At 72.2% G+C, this 11028-nt stretch carries 10 protein-coding genes; 9 read left to right on the top strand and 1 reads right to left on the bottom strand.

What is annotated here, in order from left to right:
* Window positions 1-717 (bottom strand): helix-turn-helix domain-containing protein (locus ACIY1X_RS20090; protein ID WP_399683940.1); only part of this gene is annotated, 717 nt, incomplete at its 3' end.
* A 215-nt stretch (window positions 718-932) separates the two neighbouring features.
* Between ACIY1X_RS20090 and ACIY1X_RS20085 the strand changes: the two genes are divergently transcribed.
* The 9 genes from ACIY1X_RS20085 to ACIY1X_RS20045 are packed head-to-tail and all read left to right on the top strand — an operon-like array spanning window position 933 to window position 10943.
* Window positions 933-2099: an NAD(P)/FAD-dependent oxidoreductase gene (locus ACIY1X_RS20085; protein WP_399683937.1), complete on the top strand. Its 1167-nt coding sequence runs from the start codon at window positions 933-935 to the stop codon at window positions 2097-2099.
* Window positions 2100-2133: 34 nt separating this feature from the next.
* The gene (locus ACIY1X_RS20080; protein WP_399683935.1) at window positions 2134-3585 is read left to right on the top strand and encodes a M81 family metallopeptidase; all 1452 of its coding nucleotides are present in this window, start codon (window positions 2134-2136) and stop codon (window positions 3583-3585) included.
* A 32-nt stretch (window positions 3586-3617) separates the two neighbouring features.
* A complete protein-coding gene (locus ACIY1X_RS20075; protein WP_399683932.1) occupies window positions 3618-5204 on the top strand; it encodes an ABC transporter substrate-binding protein in 1587 nt (528 codons plus the stop codon).
* Between the two features lie 24 nt (window positions 5205-5228).
* Complete coding sequence (locus tag ACIY1X_RS20070) at window positions 5229-6164, top strand: ABC transporter permease (protein WP_399683930.1); 936 nt, start codon at window positions 5229-5231, stop codon at window positions 6162-6164.
* A gap of 9 nt (window positions 6165-6173) precedes the next feature.
* Entirely contained in the window at window positions 6174-7064 is an 891-nt protein-coding gene (locus tag ACIY1X_RS20065; protein WP_399683928.1) for an ABC transporter permease, read from the top strand.
* Between the two features lie 16 nt (window positions 7065-7080).
* Entirely contained in the window at window positions 7081-8112 is a 1032-nt protein-coding gene (locus ACIY1X_RS20060) for an ABC transporter ATP-binding protein (RefSeq protein ID WP_399683925.1), read from the top strand.
* Entirely contained in the window at window positions 8109-9104 is a 996-nt protein-coding gene (locus ACIY1X_RS20055; RefSeq protein WP_399683922.1) for an ABC transporter ATP-binding protein, read from the top strand. The genes ACIY1X_RS20060 and ACIY1X_RS20055 overlap by 4 nt, the downstream gene beginning before the upstream one ends.
* Window positions 9105-9123: 19 nt before the next feature.
* Complete coding sequence (locus ACIY1X_RS20050) at window positions 9124-10578, top strand: amidohydrolase family protein (protein ID WP_038216890.1); 1455 nt, start codon at window positions 9124-9126, stop codon at window positions 10576-10578.
* Window positions 10575-10943 carry a RidA family protein gene (locus ACIY1X_RS20045; RefSeq protein WP_038216893.1) on the top strand — a complete coding sequence of 123 codons (369 nt, stop codon included), beginning with the start codon at window positions 10575-10577 and terminating at the stop codon, window positions 10941-10943. The genes ACIY1X_RS20050 and ACIY1X_RS20045 overlap by 4 nt, the downstream gene beginning before the upstream one ends.
* The last annotated feature ends 85 nt before the right edge of the window (window positions 10944-11028 follow it).

The following is an 11028-nucleotide window of genomic DNA, read 5'->3' as shown; positions in this document are numbered from 1 at the left end:
CGCCCGCTTGCGCGGCGCCGCGGCCGCGCCCGCCTCGCCGGCGCGCGCCGTGCGCATGAAGCGGCTTTCGGTCGAGGTCACTCCCACGATGCGCGCGAGCTGCCTGCTGGTGCTGACGTAGGCGTGGCCGATGCGGCTGTCGAAGTACAGCGAGTCGCCGCGCCCGAGGCGCACCACCTCGCCCGTCTCGAAATGCACCTCGATCGTGCCCGAGAGCACGTAGGCGAACTCCTCGCCCTCGTGCCGCGCGAAGTCCTCCGGGCCGTCGATGCGCCGCGCGTGCACCGTGCCGACCACCGGGCTCATGAGCTTGCCGGCGGCCGTGGTGCCGAGGAATTCGTAGGCGAAGGACAGCCCGCGGTAGACCATGCCCTCGCCGGCGCGCGTCACCACCGGCGCCTCCAGGCCGGTGGTCTTGACGCCCTCCCCGGCGAACATGGCGTTCATGTCCATCTGCAGCGCGCGGCCCAGGGCGGCGAAGTTCTCGTAGCCCAGCGCCAGCTGCCCGCGCTCGGCGCGCGAGATGGTCGGCACCGACACCCCCGACAGCGCCGACAGCTGCTGCAGCGTCCAGCCGAAGCCCTTGCGCGCCGTGCGCAGCCGGCGGCCGAAGGTCTCGCGGTCGAGCGAATGCGCTGCGTCCCCGGCGTGCCCGCTCTCGCGCGCGTCCACGGGCTTCTTCTGCGCGGTGCTTCCGCGTCCGGTTCGACTGCTCATGCGCCGGCATTCTGCCAGCGGCGCGCCGCGCGGCCGCGCAGCGCTCGCGCGGAATTTGCGTCACTGCAAATCCAACAGGCACGGATCTCGCTTGAAAGAAGGTCCGGTGTTTACCCTAGGGGGCTCTGCAAAATTTGCATATGCGCAAATTCCTCTCTTAGACTCTGCGCGCTGCCCATGCCGGGCCGCACCGCCTCCACTCCACCGCCCGAAACGTGACCACGACGCCCGCCTCCTCCGCCGCCCTGCAAGCCGACTTCCTGGTGATCGGCGCCGGGATCGCCGGCGCCTCCGTCGCCCACTGGCTGGCCCCGCACGGCCGCACCATCGTGCTGGAGCGCGAGTCGCAGCCCGGCTACCACTCGACGGGGCGCTCCGCGGCGCTGTTCATGGAAAGCTACGGCACGCCCCAGGTGCGCGCCCTCACCCTCGCCAGCCGCGCCTTCCTGACGTCGCCGCCCCCCGGCTTCGCCGAACACCCCCTGCTCACGCCGCGCGGGGCGATGATGGTCGGTTCGCCCGAGCAGGCCGCCGAACTGGACGCGCATTGGGCGGTGCTGCATCCCATGTCGCCGCACGCGCGCCGCCTGAGCCCCGAGGAGGCGCAGGCCATGGTGCCGGTGCTGCGCCCCGAACTGCTCGGCGGCGCCGTCTACGAGCCGGATGCCGCCGACATGGACGTGCATGCCATCCACCAGGGCTACCTGCGCGGCATGCGCCGCGCAGGCGGCACGCTGGTGTGCGACGCCGAGGTCACGGGCCTGCAACGGGTCGACGGCCGCTGGCTGGTGACGGCCGGCGGGCAGCGCTACGAGGCGCCGGTGGTGCTCAACGCGGCCGGTGCCTGGTGCGACGCGATCGGCGCCCTGGCGGGCGCGGCGCCGCTGGGGCTGCAGCCCTGCCGCCGCTCGGCCTTCGTCTTCGCCGGCCCGCCGGAACTCGACAGCGCCGGCTGGCCCATGGTGCACGGCGCCGCCGAGGACTGGTACATCAAGCCCGACGCCGGCATGCTGCTGGGTTCGCCCGCCAACGCCGACCCCGTGGAGCCGCAGGACGTGCGGCCCGAGGAGCTGGACATCGCGCTGGCCATCGACCGCATCGAGACGATGACCACGCTGCAGATCCGCCGGCCGGCCCGCACCTGGGCCGGGCTGCGCTCCTTCGTCGCCGACGGCGACCTCGTGGGCGGCTTCGACGACCAGGTGGAAGGCTTCTTCTGGATCGCCGCCCAGGGCGGCTACGGCATCCAGACCTCGGCCGCCATGGGCGAGACCTGCGCCGCGCTGGCGCGCGGGCTGCCCGTGCCGGCGCATCCCGCGTCCTTCGGCCTGACGGCCGGGATGCTGAGCCCGCGCCGCCTGCGGCAGCCGGCCGGCGCCTGACGCCCTCCTTCCTCCCGCCTCACAGGAGCCCCACGTGCGTGTCTTCAGCGCCTCCCTCGCCACCGAGACCAACACCTTCGGCCCCATGCCCACGGGCATGGCCTCGTTCCGCGACCGCGGCTACTTCCCGGCCGGCCGGCATCCCGACCACCTCACGCTGTTCTCGGGCCCGCTGTGGGCCGCGCGCCTGCGCGGCAAGGACCAGGGCTGGACGCTGCTCGAAGGCATGGTGGCGGCGGCCCAGCCCAGCGGCACGACCACGCGGCACGCCTACGAGTCGCTGCGCGACGAGCTGCTGGCCGACCTGAAGGCCGCGATGCCGGTGGACGTGGTGCTGCTGGGCCTGCACGGCGCCATGGTGGCCGACGGCTACGACGACTGCGAGGGCGACCTGCTCCAGCGCGTGCGCGCCCTGGTCGGCCCCGGCGTGGTGGTCGGCGCCGAGCTCGACCCGCACTGCCACGTCACGCCCGAGATGGTGGACAACGCCGACGTGCTCATCACCTTCAAGGAGTACCCGCACACCGACGTGCTCGAACGCGGTCTGGAGCTGGTGGACCTGTGCGTGGCGGCGGCGCAGAAGAAGATCCGCCCGGTGGCGGCGGTGGTCGACACCGGCCTGATCCTCACCATCCACACCTCGCGCGAGCCGGCCCGCGGCTTCGTGCAGCGCATGCAGTCGCTGGAGGGCCGCGACGGCGTGCTGTCCGTCTCGCTCGCGCACGGCTTCAGCTGGGGCGACGTGCCGGGCATGGGCACCAAGGTGCTGGTCTACGCCGACGGCGACGCCGCGAAGGCGCAGGCGCTGGCGCGCCAGCTGGCCGACGAGGTGATCGGCATGCGCGACGCGCTGACGGTGAACTACCCCGACATCGACGCGGCCCTGGACGAAGCCCTGGCCACGGCGGGCCCGGTGGTGATGGCCGACGGCGCCGACAACCCCGGCGGCGGCGCGGCGAGCGACTCCACCTTCGTGCTGCGGCGCATGCTGGAGCGCGGCATCGGCAACGCCGCCGTCGGCCCGCTGTGGGACCCGATCGCCGTGCGTATCGCCTTCGAGGCCGGCGAAGGCGCGCGCCTGCCGATGCGCATCGGCGGCAAGATCAGCCCGCTGTCGGGCCAGCCGCTGGACCTGGACTGCACCGTCAAGGCGCTGAAGACCGACATGGTCATGACCGGCCTGGCCGGCACGCCCACGGCCCTGGGCGACTGCGCCCTGGTCGAGGCCGGCGGCATCGAGATCGTGCTGATCACGCTGCGCAACCAGGCCATGGGCACCGATCTGTTCACGCAGCTCGGCTGCGACCTGGCCTCCAAGCGCCTGATCGTGGTGAAGTCCTCGCAGCACTTCTACGCCTCCTTCTCGAAGGTGGCTCGGCACGTGATCTACGTGGCCGCCCCCGGCGCCGTGACGCTGGACCTGAGCACCCTGCCCTACCGGAAGATCCAGCGCCCCAAGTGGCCGCTGGATGCCCTGCCCGCCTGATTTTTCTTGTGTCCCCCTCAGGAGTCCCGACCATGAAACGACGCACGCTCGCCGCCCTGGCCGCCTTCGGCGCCCTCACCCTGGGAGGCATCGGCCCGATGGCGCAGGCCCAGACGCCGCCCAAGACCCTGCGCGTGGTGGCGCACGCCGACCTGAAGATCCTCGACCCGACCTTCACCACGGCCTACATCTCGCGCAACTTCGGCTACATGGTGTACGACACCCTGTTCTCGCAGGACGCCAGCGGCAAGCCGCAGCCGCAGATGGTGGAGAAGTTCACCCAGTCGCCCGACGGCAAGGCATGGAGCTTCACCCTGCGCCCGGGCCTGAAGTTCTCCGACGGCACGCCCGTGACCACGGCCGACGTGATCGCCTCGCTGCAGCGCTGGACCGGCCGCGACAGCCTGGGCCGCGCCATGGTGGCCGGCGGCGCCGAGTGGAAGGCGGTGGACGAGCGCAGCTTCACGCTCGCGCTGGGGCAGCCCTTCGGCATGGTGCTGGACGCACTGGCCAAGCCCTCGGGCTACCCCGCCTTCATCCTGCCCGAGCGGCTGGCCAAGCTGCCCACCACCGCGCCGATGACCGAGGTGCTGGGCTCCGGCCCCTTCGTCTTCAAGCGCGACGAATGGGTGCCGGGCAACAAGGCCGTGTTCGTGCGCAACGCGCAGTACGTGCCGCGCACCGAGCCCGTCAGCGGCCTGGCCGGCGGCAAGAAGAGCAGCTTCGAGCGGGTCGAGTGGCTGTACCTGCCCGACGCCAACAGCGCCGTCGCGGCCCTGCAGCGCGGCGAGGTGGACATGGTCGAGCAGCTGCCGCCCGACTACATCGCGCCGCTGCGCGCGGACAAGAACATCAAGGTCGGCAGCGGCGGGGCCTACCAGGCCTTCCTGGTGCTCAACCAGCTGCACCCGCCCTTCGACAACATCAAGGCGCGCCAGGCCTTCCAGATGGCGGTGAACCAGGAGCGCTTCGTCGCGGCCATGGGCTACCCGGCCGACATGCGCAAGGCCTACTGCCACACCTTCTTCATCTGCGGCAGCCCCAACGACACCGCCGCCGGCTCGCAGGCCTGGGCCAAGCCCGACGTGGCCAAGGCCAAGGCGCTGCTGGCCGAGTCGGGCTACAAGGGCGAGAAGGTGGTGCTGCTGGTGCCCACCGACATCACCTACCTCAACGCGCTGGCGCTGATGGCCGCGCAGACCCTCAAGAGCATCGGCGTGAACGTGGACATGCAGTCCATGGACTGGGCCTCCATCGGCGCGCGGCGCGCCAAGCGCGACGCCCCCGCGGCCGGCGGCTGGAACGTCTACGTGACGGTGGCCGGCGAGTTCGACGTCAACTCGCCCATCACCAACGCCTACCTGAGCCCCGCCTGCGGCAACTCGCTGCCCGGCTGGCCCTGCGACAAGCAGTTGGACGAGTTGCGCACCGCCTGGCTGCAGTCCGCCGACGCGGCCCAGCGCAAGGAGCGGCTGGACGCCTTCCAGGCCCGCGCCTTCGAGGCCGTGCCCTACGTCAATGCCGGCCAGTACTCGGCCGCCTACGCCGCGCGCGCCAGCCTGAAGGGGCTGGACAGGCTGTGGGGCGGCATGCCCATCGTCTGGGCGCTGGACAAGTAAGGCGGCCGGCCGCAGCAGCGCGCGATGAGCTACGTCCTGCGCCGCCTCGTCGCCACCCTGCCCGTCATGGCGGTGGTGGCGATCGTGGTCTTCCTGCTGATCCACCTCTCGCCCGGCGACCCGGCGGCGCTCATCGCCGGCGACCTGGCCACCGAGGAGGACATCGCGCGCCTGCGCGATGCGCTGGGCCTGAACCTGCCGATCTGGCAGCAGTTCCTCATCTGGATCGGCAAGCTGGTCACCGGCGACCTGGGCATCTCCATCTTCACGCAGGTGCCGGTGACGGCGCTGCTCGCGCAGCGGCTCGAACCCACGCTGGCCATCGCGCTCGTGACCATGCTGCTGACCATCGCGGTCGCGGTGCCGCTGGGCACGCTGGCCGCCTACCGCGCGGGAAGCTGGGTCGACCGGCTGGTCATGCTCTTCGCGGTGCTGGCCTTCTCGGTGCCCTCCTTCCTGGTCGGCTACCTGCTGGTCTACGGCTTCGCGATCCGCCTGCCGTGGTTCCCCGTGCAGGGCTACGTGCACATGGGCGAAGGCCTGGGCCCCTGGCTGCGCAGCCTGGTGCTGCCGTGCCTGAACCTCGCGCTGGTCTACATCGCGCTGGTCACCCGCATGACGCGCGCCACCGTGATGGAGGTGCTGCACGAGGACTACATCCGCACCGCGCGGGCCAAGGGCCTGGGCGTGCTGCCGGTGCTGGGCCACGCGCTGCGCAACGCGGCCGTGCCCATCGCCACCACGGTGGGCGTGGGCATCGCGCTGCTGATCGGCGGCGTGGTCGTGACCGAGACCGTGTTCGCCATTCCCGGCGTGGGCCGGCTGGTGGTCGATTCGGTGCAGCGCCACGACTACCCGGTGATCCAGAGCGTGCTGCTGCTCTCCGCCGGCGTCTACGTGCTGATCAACCTGCTGATCGACCTGAGCTACCGGCTGTTCGATCCGCGCATCCGCTACTGACCCGAGGCCATGTCTTCCACCCTTCCCCTCCACGACGGCGCGGCGCCGGCCGACGAGCCGGCGTTCGTGCCGCCGCGCTGGCGCTGGGCGCGCAAGCACCCGACGCTGATCGCCGGCGCGCTGCTGCTGGTCGCGATGGCGGTGCTGGCGCTGGCCGCGCCGTGGATCGCCACGCACGACCCGCAGGACATCGACCCGCTGGCGCGCATGCAGGCCCCGTCGGCCGAGCACTGGTTCGGCACCGACGCGCTGGGCCGCGACGTGTTCAGCCGCGCGGTGTGGGGCGGGCGCGTCTCGCTGGTCGTGGGCGTCAGCGTGGCGCTGGTGTCCACCGCGCTGGGCGTGCTGCTGGGCCTGGCGGCCGGCTTCGTGCGCCGCCTGGACGGCTTCGTCATGCGCATCATGGACGGGCTGATGGCCATCCCCGGCATCCTGCTGGCCATCGCGCTGATGGCCGTCACGCGGGCCAGCCTCGCCACCGTGATCGTGGCCATCGTGGTGCCCGAGATCCCGCGCGTGGTGCGCCTGGTGCGTTCGCTCGCGCTGACGCTGCGCGAGCAGCTCTTCGTCGAGGCCGCCCATGCCGTGGGCACGCGGCTGCCGGTGATCCTTGCGCGCCACGTGCTGCCCAACATGGTGGCGCCGCTGGTGGTGCAGGCCACCTTCATCGCGGCCTCGGCCGTGCTGTACGAGGCCGCGCTGTCCTTCCTCGGCGTGGGCGTGCCGCCCACCACGCCGAGCTGGGGCAACATGATGGCCGAGGGTCGCAACTTCGTGGCGGTGGCCTTCCACATCATCCTCTACCCGGGCATGCTGCTGGCCGCCACGGTGCTGGCCATCAACCTGCTCGGCGACGGCCTGCGCGACGCGCTGGACCCGCGCCTGGCGCGCCAGTTGTGAAGCGGGAAAAGCCACGATGAACGCCCCCGCACGCGACATGCCGGCCGCCGGCCAACCCCTGCTCGAAGTCGACGACCTGCACGTGCGCTTCGACACCCTCGACGGCCCGGCGCGCGCCGTCGACGGCGTCTCCTACACCGTGCACGCCGGCCGGACGCTGGGCGTGGTCGGCGAATCGGGCTGCGGCAAGAGCGTCACCGCCATGTCCATCCTGCGGCTGCTACCCACGCCGCCCGCGCGGCTGCAGGGTGCGGTGCGGCTGCGCGGCACCGACCTGCTGCAGCTGGACGAGGCCGCGATGCGCCGCATCCGCGGCAACCGCATCTCCATGATCTTCCAGGAGCCCATGACCTCGCTGAACCCCGTGCTCACCGTGGGCCGGCAGATCGCCGAGACGGTGCGCCTGCACCAGCGCGCCGGCCGCGCCGAGGCCATGGCGCGCGCGGTGGACATGCTGCGCCTGGTGCAGATCCCCGAGCCCGGGCGCCGCGCCGGCGAGTACCCGCACCAGCTGTCGGGCGGCATGCGCCAGCGCGTGATGATCGCCCTGGCCCTGGCCTGCAACCCGGAGGTCTTGATCGCCGACGAACCCACCACCGCCCTGGACGTGACCATCCAGGCGCAGATCCTGGACCTCATCCGGCGCCTGCAGCGCGAGCTGGGCATGGGCGTGGTGATGATCACGCACGACCTGGGCGTGGTGGCCGAGAGCTGCGACCGCGTGGTCGTGATGTACGCGGGCCGCAAGGTCGAGGAGGCCGACGTGCAGGACCTGTTCGACCGCCCCCTGCACCCCTACACCCGCGCGCTGATGGCCTCGATGCCCTCGATGAACACGCGCAGCACGCGGCTGGCCGAGATCCCCGGCCTCGTGCCCTCGCCGCTGGCGGCGCGCCGCGGCTGCGCCTTCGCGGCGCGCTGCCCGCACGCCGATGCGCGCTGTACCGCGCAAACACCCGCCCTGAGCGACCAGGGCGGCGAGCACGGCGTCGCCTGCTTCGCCGTGGAAGAAGGACGGCTGGCGCCGATGGAGGCGCTGGACGCATGAGCACGGATATTCCTCTGCTGCGCGTCGAAGGCCTGCGCAAGCACTACGCCGCGCCGCGCCGCTGGCTGGCGCGCCCGCAGCCGCCGGTGCAGGCGGTGGACGACGTGTCCTTCACCATCGCGCGCGGCGAAACGCTCTCGCTGGTGGGCGAATCGGGCTGCGGCAAGACCACCACCGCCAAGTCCGTGATGCGGCTCGTCGAGCCCACCGCCGGCGCGGTATGGCTCGACGGCCAGGACCTGCTCCGGCTCGGCCCCGCGCAGATGCGCGAGCGCCGGCGCGACGTGCAGATCATCTTCCAGGACCCCTACGCCTCGCTGAGCCCGCGCCTGAAGGCCGGCGAGATCGTCGCCGAGCCGCTAGGGAACTACGGCAGCACCTCGGCGGCCGAGCGCCGCGAGCGCGTGCGCTGGCTGTTCGGCAAGGTCGGCCTGCGGCCCGAGGCCATCGACAAGTACCCGCACGAGTTCTCGGGCGGCCAGCGCCAGCGCCTGGGCATCGCACGCGCGCTGGCTCTGCAGCCGAAGCTGATCGTCTGCGACGAGCCCGTGTCGGCGCTCGACGTCTCGGTGCAGGCCCAGGTGGTCAACCTGCTGATGGACCTGCAGGCCGAATTCGGCATCGCGTACCTCTTCGTGGCGCACGACCTCTCGGTGGTGCGCCACATCAGCCACCGCGTGGCCGTGATGTACCTGGGCCGCATCGTCGAGCTGGCCGACCGCGACACGCTGTTCGCCGCGCCGCGCCACCCCTACACGCAGATCCTGCTGTCGGCGGTGCCCGTGCCCAACCCGCGCACGCCGGCCCAGCGCCTGCTGCTGCAGGGCGATCCGCCCAGCCCGGCGAACCCGCCCGCGGGCTGCCGCTTCCACACCCGCTGCCCGCTGGCCCAGCCGGTGTGCAGGGAGCAGGCGCCGCCGCTGTCGCCGCGCGAGGCGGCCGGCGCCGACGGCGCCCCGCGCGAGCACCTCGTGGCCTGCCACTTTCGCTGAACCCTTCCTGGAGCCCCGGATGACACCCACCCACCACGACCTGCTGATCCGCGGCGGCACCGTGATCGACGGCACGCGGGCGCCGCGCTTCGACGCCGACGTGGCCGTGCGCGACGGGCGCATCTCGGCCATCGGCCGCCTCGGCGGACACGGCGCCGACACGGTCATCGAGGCGCACGGGCGCATCGTCGCGCCCGGCTTCATCGACTCGCACACGCACGACGACCAGGCGCTGCTCTCGCAGGCCACCCTGCCCTTCAAGGTCTCGCAGGGCGTCACCACCGTGGTGGCTGGCAACTGCGGCATCAGCGCCGCGCCGCTGCGCCCCGGCATGGAACTGCCCATGCCGCTGAGCCTGCTCGACAGCCCCGACGAGGGGCGCTTCACCACCTTCCGGGCCTACCTGGACGCGCTGCGCGCGCGGCCCGCCTCGGTCAACGTGGCGGCGATGGTGGGCCACTCGACGCTGCGCGCGGTGACGATGGCCTCGCTCGACCGCGAGGCCACGCCGGACGAGATCGCCGCCATGCAGGCGCTGGTGGAGGAAGCCATGCAGGCCGGCGCCATCGGCCTGTCGACCGGCACCTTCTACCCGCCGGCGGTCAAGGCGACCACCGAGGAGATCATCGCCGTCGGCCAGCCGCTGCGCGCGCGGCAGGCGCTGTACGTCACCCACATGCGCGACGAGGCCGACCGCGTGATGGAGGCGCTGGACGAGACCTTCCGCATCGGCCGCGAACTGGGCGTGCCGGTCGTCGTGTCGCACCACAAAGTGCAGAACACCCAGAACTTCGGCCGGTCGCAGGTCACGCTGCCGCACATCCGCGAAGCGATGAAGACGCAGCGCATCTGCCTGGACTGCTACCCCTACACCGCCGGCTCGACCATGATCCGCACCGACCGCGGCATGCTGGGCGGGCGCGTGCTGATCGCCGCCAGCCAGCCGCACCCCGAGTGCGCCGGCCGCGACCTGGCCGACATCGCGCGCGAATGGGGCGTCGAGCCCGACGAGGCGGCGCGCCGGCTGCAGCCGGGCAGCGCGATCTACTTCCTCATGGACGAGGGCGACGTGCAGCGCATCCTGGCCTTCGACGACACCATGATCGGCTCGGACGGCATCCCAGTGGGCGAGAGCCCGCACCCGCGCCTGTGGGGCACCTTCCCGCGCGTGCTGGGCCACTACAGCCGCGACGTCGGCCTGTTCCCGCTCGAGACCGCAGTCTGGAAGATGACCGGTCTGACGGCCCGCAACTTCGGGCTGCACCAGCGCGGCACGCTCGCGCCCGGGCACCACGCCGACATCGTGGTGTTCGACGCCGCCACCGTGCGCGATGCCGCCACCTACGAAACCCCGACCCGGCCCGCCGAAGGCATCGACGCCGTGATCGTCAACGGCGCCGTCACCTGGCGCCAGGGCGCCCACACCGGTGCGCGCAACGGCCAGGTCATCACCCGCACGGAGTCTTCCCGATGAGCCAGATCGAACGCATCCCCTCGCCGCTGCCCGTTCCCTTCTCCAAGGCGGTGCGCGCCGGCGGCTTCCTCTTCCTGTCGGGCGTGCTGGCCATGGACGCGCAAGGCCGCGTCATCGAGGGTGACGTGCAGGCGCAGACCCGCGCCGTCCTCGAACGCATCGCCCAGAACCTGAAGGACTGCGGCACCGGCATGGCGAGCGTGGTGCGCGCCACCATCTGGCTGGCGGACCTGGGCGACTTCGCCGCCTTCAACCAGGAATACGCCCGGCACTTCCCCGAAGGGCTGCCCGCGCGCTCGTGCGTGCAGGCGGTGCTCTACCAGGGCGCGAAGGTGGAGATCGAGGTGCAGGCCTGGGTCGGCTGAGCACCTTTTTCTCAGGCGATGAACCGGTGAAGGAATTCAGCGGCGGCCGGCCGATGCGGTGGCCGGTGCGTCGTCACTCCCACTC

It is taken from the genome of Xenophilus sp. (assembly GCF_044462705.1).
Lineage (GTDB): Bacteria > Pseudomonadota > Gammaproteobacteria > Burkholderiales > Burkholderiaceae_C > Xenophilus > Xenophilus azovorans.
Note: the sequence above shows the minus strand (reverse complement) of the source record. Positions and strands in the feature narration are given on the sequence as shown.

What these genes read in the sequence shown, in the direction of transcription:
- ACIY1X_RS20060 (WP_399683925.1), top strand. Translation starts at nt 7,081, where the DNA reads ATGAACGCCCCCGCACGCGACATGCCGGCCGCCGGCCAACCCCTGCTC.
- ACIY1X_RS20065 (WP_399683928.1), top strand. Translation starts at nt 6,174, where the DNA reads ATGTCTTCCACCCTTCCCCTCCACGACGGCGCGGCGCCGGCCGACGAG.
- ACIY1X_RS20055 (WP_399683922.1), top strand. Translation starts at nt 8,109, where the DNA reads ATGAGCACGGATATTCCTCTGCTGCGCGTCGAAGGCCTGCGCAAGCAC.
- ACIY1X_RS20045 (WP_038216893.1), top strand. Translation starts at nt 10,575, where the DNA reads ATGAGCCAGATCGAACGCATCCCCTCGCCGCTGCCCGTTCCCTTCTCC.
- ACIY1X_RS20050 (WP_038216890.1), top strand. Translation starts at nt 9,124, where the DNA reads ATGACACCCACCCACCACGACCTGCTGATCCGCGGCGGCACCGTGATC.
- ACIY1X_RS20070 (WP_399683930.1), top strand. Translation starts at nt 5,229, where the DNA reads ATGAGCTACGTCCTGCGCCGCCTCGTCGCCACCCTGCCCGTCATGGCG.
- ACIY1X_RS20075 (WP_399683932.1), top strand. Translation starts at nt 3,618, where the DNA reads ATGAAACGACGCACGCTCGCCGCCCTGGCCGCCTTCGGCGCCCTCACC.